Source organism: Leucobacter sp., from assembly GCF_053528595.1.
Genome location: NZ_JAIVPF010000081.1, coordinates 25,572 through 40,705 on the forward strand (window position 1 = coordinate 25,572; position 15,134 = coordinate 40,705).

14 protein-coding genes are annotated in these 15,134 nt (G+C 72.8%); 9 read left to right on the forward strand and 5 right to left on the reverse strand.

The window, feature by feature from the left end; translation table 11 throughout:
• Window positions 1–9: 9 nt before the first annotated feature.
• Entirely contained in the window at window positions 10–1,200 is a 1,191-nt protein-coding gene (locus ACWKZU_RS16205) for a M24 family metallopeptidase (protein WP_449283367.1), read from the forward strand.
• A 68-nt stretch (window positions 1,201–1,268) separates the two neighbouring features.
• Here ACWKZU_RS16205 and ACWKZU_RS16210 read toward each other — a convergent pair whose 3' ends face one another.
• From ACWKZU_RS16210 to ACWKZU_RS16220, 3 genes are all read right to left on the reverse strand, one after another.
• Window positions 1,269–2,138 (reverse strand): alpha/beta fold hydrolase, encoded by an 870-nt coding sequence (locus ACWKZU_RS16210; protein WP_449283368.1) that lies wholly within the window; start codon window positions 2,136–2,138, stop codon window positions 1,269–1,271.
• 279 nt (window positions 2,139–2,417) lie between these two features.
• Entirely contained in the window at window positions 2,418–4,079 is a 1,662-nt protein-coding gene (locus ACWKZU_RS16215) for an amidohydrolase (protein WP_449283369.1), read from the reverse strand.
• Window positions 4,080–4,167: 88 nt separating this feature from the next.
• Window positions 4,168–5,391, reverse strand: a complete 1,224-nt coding sequence (locus ACWKZU_RS16220; protein ID WP_449283370.1) for an MFS transporter — start codon at window positions 5,389–5,391, stop codon at window positions 4,168–4,170.
• A 111-nt stretch (window positions 5,392–5,502) separates the two neighbouring features.
• On the opposite strand from ACWKZU_RS16220, the gene ACWKZU_RS16225 reads away from it, so the two are divergent.
• Entirely contained in the window at window positions 5,503–6,120 is a 618-nt protein-coding gene (locus tag ACWKZU_RS16225; RefSeq protein ID WP_449283371.1) for a TetR/AcrR family transcriptional regulator, read from the forward strand.
• 37 nt (window positions 6,121–6,157) lie between these two features.
• Window positions 6,158–7,192 (forward strand): alpha/beta hydrolase, encoded by a 1,035-nt coding sequence (locus ACWKZU_RS16230; protein ID WP_449283372.1) that lies wholly within the window; start codon window positions 6,158–6,160, stop codon window positions 7,190–7,192.
• Window positions 7,193–7,204: 12 nt separating this feature from the next.
• Here ACWKZU_RS16230 and ACWKZU_RS16235 read toward each other — a convergent pair whose 3' ends face one another.
• Complete coding sequence (locus ACWKZU_RS16235) at window positions 7,205–7,837, reverse strand: flavin reductase family protein (protein WP_449283373.1); 633 nt, start codon at window positions 7,835–7,837, stop codon at window positions 7,205–7,207.
• A complete protein-coding gene (locus ACWKZU_RS16240; protein ID WP_449283374.1) occupies window positions 7,834–8,355 on the reverse strand; it encodes an NADPH-dependent FMN reductase in 522 nt (173 codons plus the stop codon). Before ACWKZU_RS16240 ends, ACWKZU_RS16235 begins: the two co-directional genes overlap by 4 nt.
• A gap of 260 nt (window positions 8,356–8,615) precedes the next feature.
• Between ACWKZU_RS16240 and ACWKZU_RS16245 the strand changes: the two genes are divergently transcribed.
• Genes ACWKZU_RS16245 through ACWKZU_RS16270 form a run of 6 tightly spaced genes read left to right on the forward strand, consistent with a single transcriptional unit; the run spans window position 8,616 to window position 15,004 of the window.
• Window positions 8,616–9,920, forward strand: a complete 1,305-nt coding sequence (locus ACWKZU_RS16245; protein ID WP_449283375.1) for an LLM class flavin-dependent oxidoreductase — start codon at window positions 8,616–8,618, stop codon at window positions 9,918–9,920.
• A complete protein-coding gene (locus ACWKZU_RS16250) occupies window positions 9,917–11,326 on the forward strand; it encodes an NtaA/DmoA family FMN-dependent monooxygenase (RefSeq protein ID WP_449283376.1) in 1,410 nt (469 codons plus the stop codon). The genes ACWKZU_RS16245 and ACWKZU_RS16250 overlap by 4 nt, the downstream gene beginning before the upstream one ends.
• The gene (locus tag ACWKZU_RS16255) at window positions 11,323–11,910 is read left to right on the forward strand and encodes a GNAT family N-acetyltransferase (RefSeq protein WP_449283377.1); all 588 of its coding nucleotides are present in this window, start codon (window positions 11,323–11,325) and stop codon (window positions 11,908–11,910) included. The genes ACWKZU_RS16250 and ACWKZU_RS16255 overlap by 4 nt, the downstream gene beginning before the upstream one ends.
• The gene (locus ACWKZU_RS16260) at window positions 11,907–12,923 is read left to right on the forward strand and encodes an amino acid ABC transporter permease (protein WP_449283378.1); all 1,017 of its coding nucleotides are present in this window, start codon (window positions 11,907–11,909) and stop codon (window positions 12,921–12,923) included. The genes ACWKZU_RS16255 and ACWKZU_RS16260 overlap by 4 nt, the downstream gene beginning before the upstream one ends.
• Before the next feature lie 10 nt (window positions 12,924–12,933).
• Entirely contained in the window at window positions 12,934–13,938 is a 1,005-nt protein-coding gene (locus ACWKZU_RS16265) for an amino acid ABC transporter ATP-binding protein (RefSeq protein WP_449283379.1), read from the forward strand.
• Window positions 13,939–13,969: 31 nt separating this feature from the next.
• Window positions 13,970–15,004, forward strand: coding sequence for an ABC transporter substrate-binding protein (locus ACWKZU_RS16270; protein WP_449283380.1), 1,035 nt, complete (start codon window positions 13,970–13,972; stop codon window positions 15,002–15,004).
• Window positions 15,005–15,134 lie beyond the last annotated feature (130 nt).

Consider the following 15,134-nt stretch of genomic DNA (forward strand, 5'->3'; position numbering starts at 1 on the left):
GATTCCCGCATGACCGGACTGTACCGCTGGCCCGAGTACGACGCAGTCGAACTGCACCGTGCGCGATTCGAACGCGTGAGCGAGGCGATGCGCGAGCACCGGGTGGATGCGCTTCTGCTCGTCGGCCCAGACCATATCCGCTACGCGACGGACTTCCGTGCGCACCTGACGAACGAGTCGGAGTGGTTCACCGCCCTCGTTCGAGGGAACGGTGAAGCGGAGCTGTTCCTGCCCTACATCGACGAGTCCCTCGTGGCGCCGGACCCGTCGTCGCCGTGGATCACGCGTGTGCATCCGGTCGCCTCCTGGTCGGCGGCCACGGCGAACCCCCGTACGTGGGCGCGTCAGGTGGCGGACGCGCTCCGCAGGCCGATCGGCGCCGGCACGATGCGCATCGGTATCGACGGAGTCGACCAGACCCTGCTCGTGGGCCTGGGCGACGCGCTTCCCGGTGTGGAGTTCGTGCCCATGGCCACCGCGCTGCACCGCATCCGGCGCGAGAAGCACCCGACCGAAGTGCTGCTGCTCGAGGCGGTATCCCGCGTGAATGCGGGAGCCATGGAAGCGGCGCTCGCCGCGGCGCGCGTCGGGGGGACGGACCATGACGTGCTCGCGGCGGCCATGGCCTTCCAGCAGGGGGCCGGCGTCGAATTCGTCACCCATTCCGTCTGCAATCTCCGCAACGGCAGCGGCGACTGGTTCGCGGCCGGGCGCCGCTTCGCGGAGGGGGACCCGTTCTTCTTCGATATCGGGTGCTACGGACCGGGCGGCTACGCCTCCGACGCCGGCCGCACCGGCTTCGTGGGCGAACCGCGAGCGGAGCACCGCGCGGCATACGAGCACCTGCTCGAGGCGCATCGCATCGTGCAGAGTCTCGCTGTTCCGGGAGCGCGGGCCTCGACACTGCTGGCGGCGTGCAACGACTACCTCGGCGCACACGGGCTGGGACGGACTCCCTATGCGATCGGCCACGGCGTGGGCCTGCGCATCTGCGAACTGCCGACGCTGTTCTCCGCTGGGCTCATGGACGAGGACGTGACTCTCGTCGAGGGCGAAGTGATCGCGCTCGAGCCCGAGACGACCGTGGTGGTCGATGGCGTCGCGACGGTCCTCAAGGTCGAGGACAACTTCGTCGTCGAGGCGAACGGGCTGCGACAGCTCACCGTGGTTCCCGGCCCGGAGGAGTTCGTGGTCGCCTAGTCGCTCCGCACCCCGGCCCGCTCATCGGTGCGGGCCGGGGTGCGCGCGGCGAGTCGCGTCCGGGCGGCTCAGCTCGCCACGCGCTCGAGCATCCAGGTCGTGAGATCCGCGTAGACGTCCTCGCGGTTGGTCTCGTTGAGCGTCTCGTGGCGCGCGCCGGGGTACAGCTTCACGGTGACATCGCGCACCCCGCGCTTGCGATAGGCGTCGGCCAGCAGCCGCAGCCCGTCGCCGCGGCTCAGCGGGTCCTCGGCGCCCGAGACGATGAGGATCGGCAGCTCGGCCGGGATCCCGTGCCCCGGCTTGCCGAAGAGCCGCAGCCCGTCCGCGACGCCGAAGAGCTTGAGGATGTCGGCCGCGAAGCACAGGGGGTCGGCGATGAACGCCTCGGCGACCGCCGCGTCTCGGCTCAGCCACTCGAAGCCGTTCGCGCCGTCCGCCTTCCACTTCGCGTTGAGCTCCCCGCTCTCCATGTGCTTGAAGGTGCGGAACGCCGTGCCGGAGAGCACGAGCGCGTCCCAGGCCCGCGGGTGCTCGTTCAGGATCCGCTGCGCCATGAGCGAGCCCCACGAGTGGGCGAACATGACGACGGGCAGATCGGGGTGCCGCTCGCGTGCGATCCCGGTGAGCTGCAGGACCGCCGCCTCGGTGGCCTGCAGCCCGCCCGGGCCGAGGCGCCCCAGCTTCGAGAGGTCGCCGTCGTACTGCTTGCGCCCCGTCTCGCCGTGCCCCCGGTGGTCGTCGGCGTACACGGTGAACCCCGCCGCGACGAGACGGCGCGCGAACGCCTCGTAGCGCTTGGCGTGGTCGCCGATCCCGTGCGAGATCTGCACGATGCCCACCGGATCCTCGGCCGTCCACTCGTAGACGAAGATCTCGACCCCGTGGGCGTCGGTGAAGCTGAACTCGGTGCGCGCGGTGGCCTCGGTGTCGCTCATGTCCCTATTCTGGTGTGCCCGCCTGGACGCCGCCAGGGCGCGATGGTGGAGCCCGGGCGGCGCGCTCCCGCACGGCCGTCCGGCGCGGCCGCACCTCCGAATGATCATCCCGCGCGCAGCGGGCCTGCGAGCGGAGCCGCAGGATCCAGGCGGGGTGGATCCTGCGACTCCTTCGTCGCGCAGGACGACGGGTGAGGCGACCGGCGCAGGATGACGGGTGAGGGCGCCTGTGCAGGATGGCCGGGAGGGGCGTTCGCGCGGGAGGACCGGGGCCCGGGATCAGGCCCGGCGGTGCGCCACCTCGCCGTCGACGAGCGTGAGCGCCGCGGCGGTGCCGAGCAGTTCCTCCGGGGCGTCGGCGAGAGGATTGGCGGTCCAGACGACCGCGTTCGCCCGGTACCCCGTCGCGATGCGGCCGAGCTCGTGCTCGCGCTTCGTCGCGTACGCGGTGCCCAGGGTGAGGGCCTCCAGCGCCTGCGCCGGGGTGAACACGCGCTCCGGCTGGTAGGGCTCGCGGCTCTGCTCGAGCGCCGACTTCGCGGTGAGCGCGATGAACAGGTTGTCGGGCGCCTCGTGGGGCGCCGTGGGGGCGTCGGTGCCGAGCGCGAGCGTCACGCCCGCCTCGCGGAACTTGTGCCACGGGAAGCCCGTGCGTGCGCGCTCGTCGCCCAGCACGGCCTGCCAGTTGTCGAGCACCGCGGGGTCGCAGTGCACCGGCTGCATCGAGGCGGTGACGCCGAGCGCGGCCATGCGCGCGATCGTGTCGTCGGCCACCGACTCGAGGTGCTCGACCCGGGCGCGGCGGTCGGCGCAGGGACCGTTCACGCGGATGCACTCCTGCACCATGTCGAGGGCGATCGTGCTGGCCTCGTCGCCGATCGCGTGCAGCGCCAGCTGCAGACCGGCCGCATCGGCGGCCACCGCGACGGGCAGCGCGAACTCGCGCTCCCAGATCGGGCCGGGCAGCGCGCCGTTCGCGTAGGGCGCCCGCATCGCGGCCGTGCAGGCGTCGATCACGCCGTCGAGGATGAACTTCACGCCGACGATCCGCAGCCACTCGTCACCGTACCGCGCCGCGATCTCCTCGCGGATGCGGGCGACCTCCGCGACCTCGGCGAGGTCGGTCTCGAGGTCGCCCGAGGCGGTGAGGATCCAGTGGGCGTTCACCGGGAAGGGCAGGCGCCCCTCGCGGTCGAGGATGCGCCGGTAGGTCGCGAGGTCGGGATGCCCGAAGGACATCTCCGAGGCTCCGGTGACGCCGGTCTCGAGGTACGCGTCGAAGGCGGCGGCGAGCCACCGGTCGCGATCCTCGTCGGTGGACACCGTGTCGAGATAGGCCCAGCCGTACTGCATGGCCGCGGTCTCGAGCAGGAAGCCGGTGGCGTCGCCGTTCTCGTCGCGCTCGATCCGGCCGCCGACGGGGTCCGGGGAGTCGCGGGTGATGCCCATGGCCTCGAGCGCGGCGGAGTTCACCCACATGGTGTGGAGGTCGTTCGCGTCGAGGAAGACGGGCACGTCGGAGACCGCCGCGTCGAGCATCGCCGCAGTGGGGCTCTGGCCCTCCTCGAAGATGTCGAAGCGCCAGCTCACGCCGGTGATCCGCGGTGCATCCGGGTTCGCCGCCCGGGCCGCGGCGATCCGCTCCTGCACCTCGGCGACCGTGGCCGCGTCGCGCAGCTGCACCTTCGACAGCGCCTCGCCGAGCATCAGCATGTGGGCGTGGCCCTCCCAGACGGCGGGGGTGACGAGCGCACCGCCGAGGTCGACCTCCTCGGCGGCGCCGGATGCCGCGTCGGCCGTGCCGGCCGCGAGCCGCACCGCGTCGAGGTCCCCCGCCGCGAGCACCCGTCCGTCGCGCACGGCGAAACTCTCCCGCGGCGCCACGGAGGCGTCGCCGGTGAAGACGACGGCGTTGCGGTAGATCGTCGTGGTGGAGGGCATGGGGACTCGCTTTCGCCGGAGGGTGTGGGGATGATGTCGATGGTAGCGGGACGCTCGGCGCGGCCGGAGCGGGGCGCCCCGGCCGCGGTCAGACGCCGACGGGCTCGGACGTCTCGGCGGTGCGGGATCGGGCCAGCGCCCGCTCGGCGCCCACGGAGACGCGCGCGATCAGCACGGTCGGGACGATGACGAGGAAGCTCACGAGCCCCATGAGCAGGGCGAACACCGGCACGCCGAACCACTCGATGAACGCGCCGCCGATGAGCGGGGCGAAGCTCGAGCCGACGAGGTAGGCGCCGAGCAGCGGGCCCGACCAGCGACCGCGGGCGTCGAGGCCGGCGGCGGTCGCGATGAACAGGGTGAAGGCGAACGCGTAGACGGTGTTGACGCCGATGATGAGCGCCGCGAGCAGCGCGGGATCGTCGGCGAAGCCGACCCAGATCTTGAGGGCTCCGCCGAGCACGAGGGCCGCGGCGAGCGGCACCGCGCGGCCGATGCGGTTGCCGAGGATCGTGACCACGAGCATGCCGATGATGCCGCCGGCGGCCGCGAGGCTGAGGGTGAAGCCGAGTGGCTGCTCGCCGAGGCCCACGGCATCGCCCAGCACGGGCGCCATCGTCCAGATGGCGTCCTCGCTCGTGCCCCAGAGCGGGAACACGAGCAGCACGGCGATGCCGGCGATGGTGATGCGCCTCGGCTCGGCGATCTGCAGGCTGCTGGTCACGTCGACCGGCTCGGCGTGCTCGGGGGAGTCGGGCAGCCACGCGGCGAGCGCCAGGCCCACGAGCGAGATGAGGGCGAGCGTGCCGAACACGCTGCCCTGCGTGATGCCGATGATCGGGATCACGGCCAGCACCACCGTGATGAGCACGCGGTTGACGAGCCCGCTGGTGGCCGAGACGCGGTTGGGGTTGCGCAGCGCCGCGATCGCGGCGCCCGAGGTGGAGATGGCGGCCCCGACGCCGGCTCCGCCGACGATGAGACCGGAGACGGCGACGGCCGGCGCGGGGGCGAGGGCGGCGGCGCCGAACGCGACCGCGGCGAGGGCCAGCCCGGCCATCGCGAGGGGGCGGCGGGCGCGCCCCGAGGCGAGCCGCGCCGTTGCGAGGCCCACCACCGCGGAGGCGAGCAGCGCCCAGGTGAGCACGTTGCCGCTGGCGACGATGTCGAAGCCGAGCGCGCCGAGCGCGGTCATGATGAACGGCGCGAGATTGGCCATCATCAGGCTCGCGAGGGCGATGAGGAATGTCGCGCTCCCGTTGCGCAGGGTCAGCGGGAAGCGGGGATCGGTACTGGTCGGGGGGATGCTCACGGGTTCTCTTCTCCGGCGGCTCTGGCGGTAAAACCGAAATCATTTCGGTTATCGTGTTCATGCTGCCTCCTGTGGGAGGATCTGTCAAGCAGGAACCCGAAGGGAGGCTCCGTGGCGCGACCCAGGACCGCACGTCTCAGCCGAGAGATCATCGGCCGCGCCGCCATCGACTTCGTCGAGGCGGGCAACGAGCTGCAGCTGGTGCCCCTCGCCCGGCGCCTCGGCGTGAGCGTCTCCTCGCTCTACCACCACGTGGCCGGACGCGACGGCGTGATCCAGGCCATGCGCCAGGTGCTCGTGGCCCAGTACATCAGGCCGATGCCGGCCTCGGGGGACTGGCGGCAGCGCATCCGCCAGGAGGTGGAGCTGACCTGGCGGATGTACGCCGACCACCCGCGCGTGCTGCAGCTCATGCTCACCGTGGTCATCGACGAACCCGACGTGCTGCGCATCTACAGCGTGCTCGCCGAGGCGCTCGACGAGGCGGGGCTGCCGGAGGACGAGATCCTCACCACGATCGAGGTCATCGACGCCTTCACCTTCGGCATGACCCTCGACGCGCTCTCGCCCGACACGATCCTCGATCCGGCGCGCGCCACGGGCACGCTCGCGCGGCTGCTTCCCGGCCACCTGTCCGGAGCGGAGCGCAATCGGCGCGTGTTCGCGAGCGGGCTCGACCTCATCATCGCGGGCATCGAGGCGCGGGTGCGGGAACGCGGCGCCGCCTGAACGCGCGCGCCGCGCCGCGCTGACGTACACTGTGCCTGTGTCACCCTCGGACCGCCGGCGGCCGGCCCGGCGGCGGGGCGGGCTCTCCCGGATCAGCCTCGCCCTCTGCGCGGGCGCGCTCGGCGGCGCGGTGCTGCTCGCCGTGGGGCTTCCCGGCGAGGACGGAGCACCCGGGTCCGAGCGGATCCACGCGTCGATCGAGGAGGGGACGAGCATGCGGATCAGCGCCATCGAGGTCGCCGGCCCGGCGGCCGGCCGGGAACCCGGGTCGCCCGACCGGCTGGGATCGGCGGCGGTGCCGGTGCGCCTGTACCTGCCGGCCGAGACGCCCTGGGCGACGCTCGTGTGGGCCCACGGCGGATCCTTCGTGCGCGGCACGCTCGACTGGCCGGAGGCCGACTGGGTGTCGCGGCGCTTCGCCGAAGCCGGTATCAGGGTCTACTCCGTCGACTACGCGCTCGCGAGCGAGGCCGTGAAGGCCCCGGCCCCGGGCAACGACGTAGCCGCGGTGCTGCGCTGGGCCGCCGAGCAGGACGGGCCGCTGGTGGCGGGCGGGGCGAGCGCGGGAGCCCACCTCGCCGCGCTGGCCGCGCTGGCGCAGGCCGACCTCGCGGCCTCGGGAGCCGCGCGCGCGGCCGACGCGCTGATCCTCGAGTACCCCACCCTGCACCGCGTGCAGCGCGCCGACCCCGCGCTCGCCGCGGCCACCGCCGCCCTGCCCGAGCAGCGGCGGTTCGATGCGGCTCGCATCGCCGAGATGTACGCGTTCTACCTGGGCGAGCCGGGAGCCGCCGCGGCCGGGGCGGTCGTGGCGGGGGAACTGCCGGCCGAGCGGCTCGCGCTGCTGCCGCCGACGGTGATCGTCAACGCCGACGCCGACGATCTGCGCGCCTCCGGGGAGGAGTTCGCCGAACAGCTGCGGGTGGCGGGGGTGCCGGTGGTCGAGGCCGTGCAGCCCGGAACCGTGCACGGCTACCTCAACCGGCCCGACGAGTCGGACCGCGCCCGCGCCGACGCGCAGGAGACGATCGACCGCTTCGTGCGGGAGCTGCGGGGGATCCTCGCGCCCTAGCGCGGCGGACGCTCAGATCATGTACTCGAGCTCGCGGTAGGCGCCGCGGTAGAAGAGCAGCGGGGCGCGGTCGGGGTCGGTCGAGATGCCGAGCACGCGCACGAGGAAGATGAGGTGGTCCCCCGCCTCGATCTCGCGCTCGATCTCGCCCGCGACCCAGCCGGTGACCCCGTCGAGCGTGGGCGCGCCATTGGCCTCGGACGGGTGCCAGGAGACGCCCTGCCACTTGTCGGTGCCCGAGCGCGCGAACTGCGCGCTCAGGTGCTGCTGCTCGGCGCTCAGGAAGTTGACGACGACCTGCCCGTGCTCGCGCACGGCGGCGAGGCTCTGCGACGTGCGGGCGATCGAGAATGAGACGAGGGGCGGGTCGATCGAGACGCTGTAGAACGACTGGCAGGTGAAGCCGACGGGGGCCGTCGCGCCCTGCGTCGTGATGACCGTGATCCCCGAGGCGAAGGCGCCCATGGCGTTGCGGTACTCGCGCTCGTCGAAGGGCGTGGTCGCCGGCGTGCCCTGCAGCGCGGGGGGCTCAGCGGTTGCCGGGGGCTCGGCGGCGGCGCGGCCCGGGCCGCTCGGCGCGGGCGGGGTGCCCGGGGCCTCGTGGCGCTGCTCGGGGCGGGTGATGGCGGAGGCGTCGAGGTTCATGCGCCGGCCTCCGCCCGTGCGGCGACCCCGGGCAGCAGCGGCCCCTGGCTCGCCACCCACTCGTCGAGCAGTTCGTCGCGCCGGTCGAAGCGCGGAGTGGGGAAGGCGAGCCCGCGGGTGGGCACGCTCGCTCCCAGCTCGACGAGCAGCGGCCGCAGCGTGAACTCGACGGCCAGCGCGTGCTCGTCCGAAGCGATCGTGAAGACCGGGATCGCCGCGACCCCCTCGAGCCCCTGCGCCGGATAGCGGTCGAGGAAGGCCTTGAGCAGGCCCGTGTAGCTGGCCTTGTAGGTGGGCGTGGCGATGACCGCGTAGGTCGATGTGCGCAGTTGCTCGTTCAGCGGGTCGAGCGCGGCCGACGGCCAGCGGAAGAGCTCGTCGGCGTGGTCGATGAGGTCGACGGTCGGCAGGATCTCGGCACCCGTGAGCGCGGCGAGGCGCTGCGCGAGCTCCTCGCCGATCTGACGCGTGCGCGAGTGCGGCTTGGGGTTTCCGACGATGACGGAGATGGTGGACATGGCGCTCCCTTCGATGACGGCCGCGGCGAGGCGCTGCGGTCGATGGTCGTCCGCCGGAGCGGCGCGCAGCGCCGCGGGCGGACGGCGGGTGCTCCACGGTGTGATGTCGCGGAGTCGCCGCGGGATCTCATCCTGCGGGGTTGCAAGTCAGTGTAGGCGGTGCTGCTCCGCAGCCGCGGGGGAGGGCCGCAACAGAGCGTAACGGTCATTTTCCGTCACGTTGTTGCGACCGCCTGGAGCGCTAGTCATAAGCTCGCAGCATGTCTCCCATAACGAAACGGAAAAGCTCTGGGCTCCCCTTCACCATCGGTGTCGCGCTCGACGGCGCCGGCTGGCATCCCGCCGCATGGCGGGAGCCGACCGCTCGCGCGACCGAGATCTTCTCGGCCGCCTACTGGCACGACCTCGTCGACCGGGCCGACGCCGCCGGGATCGACTACGCCACCATCGAGGACGCGCTCCGCCTGCAGAGCGCGCACCCGTTCGGGCAGCGGGCCGTGGGCGCGCTGCCGCCGCGGCCGCAGCCCGCCATCGTCGAGGGGCGCCTCGACGCGCTGCTCATCGCGAGCTGGATCGCGCCGCGCACGCGGGGCATCGGGCTCATCCCCACGGTCACCACCACCCACACGGAGCCCTTCCACGTGGCGACCGCGCTGCAGACCCTCGACCACGTCTCCGAGGGCCGCGCCGGGTGGCAGCTGCGCTTCTCGGGCGAGCCCGCGGCCGCGGCCGCGTTCGGCCGCAAGCCGGCGCCGGCGATCGACCTCGAGCGCGTGGCGGCGGGCGAGCCCGACGCGGGGCTCGACGAGCTGATCGGCGAGGCCGCCGACGCGGCCGAGGTGGCACGCCGCCTCTGGGACAGCTGGGAGGACGACGCCGTGATCCGCGACGTGGCCACCGGGCGATTCCTCGACCGAGACCGCGTGCACCACATCGACTTCGCCGGAGAGCGCTTCTCCGTCGTCGGCCCCTCGATCGTGCCGCGCTCGCCGCAGGGGCAGCTGCCGGTGACGCTGCTGGCGCACGCGACCCCCGTCTACGAGCTCGCGGCCCGCGCGGCGGACATCGTCTTCGTGACGCCGGAGCACCCGTCGGCCCGCACCGGCGCCTCACGGGGCGCCCCCGCCGCCGAGATCGTCGCGGCCGTCCGCGCCGCCGAGGCCGCCGTGGACCGTCCGGCACTGGGGCTCCAGCCGCTGCGCATCGTCGCGGACCTGGTGGTGGGGCTCGATACGGCCGAGGAGCGGGCGGAGGATCGGCTGCGCCGTCTCGACGCGCTCGCGGAGACGGGCTTCGAGAGCGACGCCGCCCTCGCCGCGGGTTCGGCCGACGAGGTCGCCGCGCTGATCGAGGCGTGGAGCGAGGCGGGGATCGACGGCGTGCGGCTGCGCCCGCTGGCGCTGCCGAGCGACCTGGCGGCCATCGCCGACGCCCTGCTGCCGCGGCTGCGCGAGCGCGGCCTCGCGGCGGAACCCGGTGATCCGGGAACGCTGCGCGAGCGCTTCGGCCTCGCGCAGGCGGCCAACCGCTACGCGGCGGCCGGCACCGAGGAGGTGGCCGCATGAGCGGGCGCACCGGCACGCGGCAGGTGCACCTCGTGGCGCACTTCCCCGGCGTCAACAGCACGACGGTCTGGAGCGATCCGGAATCGGGCAGTCAGATCGACTTCGCGTCGTTCCGGCACTTCGCGCAGACGGCCGAGCGCGGCCTCTTCGACTACATCTTCCTCGCCGAGGGCCTGCGCGTGCGCGAGCACGGCGGCAGGATCCACGACCTCGACGTGGCCGGCCGGCCGGCCACGCTCGCGATCCTCGCCGCACTGGCATCGGTGACCCGCAGCATCGGCGTGGTCGGCACCCTGTCGAGCACCTTCAACGAGCCCTACGAGCTCGCGCGCCAGCTCGCCACGATCGACCACCTCTCGGGCGGGCGCGTCGGCTGGAACGTCGTCACCTCGCCCGACGCCTTCCACGGCGGCAACTTCCGCCGCGGCGGCTACCTGCCCTACGACGAGCGCTACGCCCGCGCCGAGGAGTTCGTGGCGCTGGCGAAGGCGCTGTGGGACTCGTGGGAGCCCGACGCGGTCGTCGCCGATCGGAGCGACGGCCGGTTCGTCGACCCCGGCCGCGTGCGCAGCGTGCTGCACCGCGGCGAGCAGTTCCAGATCGCGGCCACGAGCACGGTGCCGCGCAGCCCGCAGGGCTACCCGGTGATCGTGCAGGCGGGCGATTCGCCGGCCGGCCGCGACTTCGCCGCCGCGAACGCCGAGATCATCTTCTCGCGCCACACGGACTTCGAGGAGGGGCGCGCCTTCTACCGCGACGTCAAGGGCCGGCTGCCGGCGGCGGGGCGCAGCGAGGACTCGCTGCTGATCCTGCCCGGCGCCACCTTCGCGCTCGGGGACACCGACGCCGAGGCGCGCGAGCGCTCGCGCGAGATCGCGCTCGCGCAGACGAGTCCGCAGACGGCCGTCGCCTGGATCGAGGCCATCTGGGGCCGCGAGCTGCCGGGACTCGATCCCGACGGAGCGCTGCCCGTCGAGGAGCCGGGCGAGGGCGAGCAGCGGCTCGGCCAGGTGTCGACCCGCGTCGAGGATCGTGTCGCCCGCGCCGCTCAGCTGCGCGCCCGCGCCGACGCCGAGCGGCTCACCCTGCGCGAGCTGGTGGCCGCCGAGACCGCGCAGCACAGTTTCGTGGGATCGCCCGAGACGATCGCGGCCGAGATCGACCGCTTCGTGCAGGGCCGCGCCTCGGACGGCTTCGTGCTCGTGCCGCACCTCACGCCGGGCGGCCTCGATGAGTTCGTGGATCGCGTCGTGCCGCTGCTGCAGGAGCGCGGCGTCTTCCGCACCGAGTACGAGACCGACCCCGTGACCGGGGCGAACGTCACGCTGCGCCGCACCCTGGGCCTGCCGCAGCCGTCCCGCCCCGCGAACCGCGCCGGCGAGAGCGCTGAGGAGGCGGCCGCATGAGCGTCGCCACCACCGGAGCGCGGCCGCTCGAGCGGCCGCCCGCCGCAGCCGGGCGCCCGGGAGACGTCTTCGCGGCGGTGGACTACACCGACCCGATCGGCGCCCCGCTGCTCGCGGACCTCGAGCGCGAGTACGACACGCGCTACGGCGCGGAGGTCTTCGGCGAGCCGGCCATCGTCGAGATCAACCGCTACCCCGCCGAGGCATTCGCCCCGCCGCACGGGCTGTTCCTGCTGCTGCTGCGCGACGGCGAGCCGATCTCGGGAGGCGCGTACATGCGCTACGACGAGACCACCGCCGAGGTGAAGCGCGTCTGGACCCGCCCGGACCTGCGCGGCCGCGGGCTCGCGAAGCTCGTGCTCGCCGAGCTCGAACGCCGCGCGGCCCATGCGGGCTACCGACGCATCTACCTGACGACCGGGCCGCGACAGCCCGAGGCCGTCGGCCTGTACCGCTCGCAGGGCTACACGCCGCTCTTCGATCCCGCGCTGCCCGCCGCCGAGATCGGCGTCCACCCCTTCGAGAAACCCCTCCCGCCGGCCGAGAGCGCCGGCGTCGACACCGAACAGGAAGCACGACCATGACCCTCACGCTCGACCCTGCGAAGACCGAGGCGGTGAAGGGCGGTTCGCCCCCGCCCGTCGCGCTCGACGTCGTCCCGCTGCGTCACTGGTGGCGGTGGAGCCTCAGCGCCGTCGCCGTCTTCCTGCTCGCCCAGCTGGTGTGGACCTTCTTCTCCAACGAGCAGTGGCGCTGGCACGTCTTCGCCGAGTACTTCTTCAACGACGCCGTGCTCCGCGGCCTCTGGCTGACGCTCTGGCTCACGGCGATCTCGGCGGTGATCGGCTTCGTGCTGGGCGCGCTGCTCGCGCTCGCCCGGCTCTCCGGCTCGCCGCTGCTGAACTCGTTCGCCTGGGGATTCATCTGGTTCTTCCGCTCCGTGCCGCTGATCGTGCAGCTCGTCATCTGGTACAACCTCGGATACCTCTTCCCCACGCTCGGGATCGGCTGGCCCTTCACCTACGACTTCTGGCTGGTCGAGTTCGACACCGTGCGTCTGCTCTCGTCCTCGGTCGCGGCGATCCTCGGCCTCTCGCTGCACCAGGCGGCCTACTCGGCCGAGATCATCCGCGGCGGGCTGCTGTCGGTCGACCAGGGGCAGATCGAGGCCGCGAAGGCGCTCGGGATCCCTCGCTCCCGCCGCTTCTTCCGCATCGTGCTGCCCCAGGCGGCGCGCGCGATCCTGCCCAACGCCTTCAACGAGGTGATCGGCCTGCTGAAGGGCACCTCGGTGGTCTTCATCGTCGCCCTGCCCGAGCTCTTCTACACCGTGCAGGTCATCTACAACCGCAACCAGCAGGTGATCCCGCTGCTGCTCGTCGCCGCCGTCTGGTACACGATCTTCACGACCGTGCTGAGCGTCGCGCAGTACTACATCGAGCGCCGCTTCGCCCGCGGCACCGCCCGGGAGCTGCCCCCGACGCCGCTCCAGAAGGCGCGTCGCGCGATCCGCGGGCTCGCCGGACGGGTGCGCAGCGGAGCCGCTCAGCCGCTTCCCCCGGCGTCCGTCGCCGCGATCAACTCGAGCCAGCACTAAGGAGACCGACGTGCCCACCCCCACCATCGACGAGACGACGACCCGGGATCCCGGGATCGATCGAGCCCCCGCCCCCGCCTCCGGCGCCGACCCGGGCCCCGCTGCGGCCTCTGCGCCCGGCCCGGCCCCGGGGCCCGCCGCGTCGCCCGAGCCCACCGGTCTCGTGGAGATCTCCGGCGTGCACAAGTCCTACGGCGTCCGCGAGGTGCTGCACGGCATCACCCTCACGATCGAGCCCGGCCAGGTCGTCGCCCTGCTCGGCCCCTCCGGGTCGGGCAAGTCGACCCTGCTGCGCGCCATCAACCACCTGGAGACCATCGACGCCGGCTCGATCACGATCGACGGCGACTTCATCGGCTACGAGCGCCGGGGCGACCGGCTCCACGAGCTGCCCGAGAAGCGGGTGCTGCAGCGGCGCACCCGCGTCGGCATGGTGTTCCAGAACTTCAACCTGTTCCCTCACCTCACCGCGCTCGAGAACATCATCGAGGCTCCCATCGGCTTGAAGCGCGCGAACCGCGCCGCGGCGATCGAGCGGGCGCGCGAACTGCTCGCCCGCGTCGGTCTCGCCGACCACGCCGAGCACTATCCGCGGCAGCTCTCGGGCGGGCAGCAGCAGCGCGTCGCGATCGCCCGCGCGCTCGCACTCGACCCGGACGTGCTGCTGTTCGACGAACCGACGAGCGCGCTCGACCCCGAGCTCGTCGGCGAGGTGCTCAGCGTGATCCGGGACCTCGCCCACAGCGGCACAACGCTCATCATCGTGACGCACGAGATCGGCTTCGCAGCCGAGGTGGCCGACCACGTCGTCTTCCTCGACGCCGGTCGCGTCGTCGAAGAGGGCGCTCCCGAGAAGGTGCTGCGCTCCCCGGAGCAGGCCCGCACCCAGGAGTTCCTCGACTGGGTCATCGGAGCCGCGTCGCCGGTCGAGCGAGCCGAAACCGGAGACCGCGAGGGTGTCGATACCTCGCAAGCCCCGTCGCTCGACCGGCGGGACACCATCCCACCGACATGAACAACACACGAGTAGAGAGAAGCACCCACCCATGAACACGCCACCGAATCAGACCCGCACTCCGCGAGCCCGCAGCGCCGCGACCATTGCGATCGCGTCGCTCGCCGCGCTCGCGCTCGCGGGGTTGACCGCCTGCAGCGCCGTGGTCACCGAGGACGAGAAGGCGAATGCCAACGCGGTTCCCCAGGCAGGCGCGGGAGAGTCCCCCTTCGACCTGACCAGCGCGAACGTCGATGAGCGCCTCCACATCGATCCTGTGCCCGAGGCCGTCGCGGCGCTCGAAGCGAGCGGCTTCGAGCCCATCCAGGACGGCAAGCTCACCGTCGCCGTCTCGGCGTACGAGGCGCCTCTCGGCTTCCTCGCGGAGGACGATAACGCGACACTGCTCGGAATCGAACCCGATATCGCCAGCCTCGTCGCCGAGGGCCTCGGTCTCGAGTTCGCGCCCGAGAACGTCGCGTGGGCCGACTGGCCGCTCGGTGTGGAGTCGGGCAAGTACGACGTCGTCGTCTCGAACGTCACCGTGACCGAGGAGCGCAAGGACCTCTTCGACTTCGCCACCCATCGCAACGACGTGCTGGCGTTCTCGGTCGCCGCCGACAGCGACATCGAGTCGATCAGCGAGGCGGAGGACGTCTCGGGCCTCAAGGTGGTCGTCGGCAGCGGCACGAACCAGGAGAAGATCCTGCTCGACTGGTTCGCCGAGAACGAGAAGAACGGGCTGCCGCCCGGTGAGCCCGTGTACTACGACGACAATGCCGCAGGCCAGCTCGCGCTCGCCTCCGGCCGGGTCGACGCCATCTTCGGGCCCAACCCGACAGCGTCGTACGTGGCGGCCGTGGGCGGCGAGTCGAAGGTCGTCGGCACGCTCAACGGCGGCTTCCCGGCCAACGCCCAGATCGGCGTCACCACGGCGAAGGGGAACGGTCTCATCGACCCCGTTGCGATCGTGCTCAACTCGATCATCGAGGACGGCACGTACGCCGAGGCGCTCGCCCGCTGGGATCTCGAGGACGAGGCGGTCGAGGAGTCGCTCGTCAACCCGCCCGGGCTGCCCCGCCCGTAGCCGGCCGCGCTGAGCCGCTCGCGCGGTTCCGGGCTCCCGCTCGCGCGGAACCCCGAAAACCGCGCGGACGGACGGGCGGCGTCGAGCACGCCGCCGGTCCGGCCCCGCCTCGTCATCCTGCGCGGAGCGA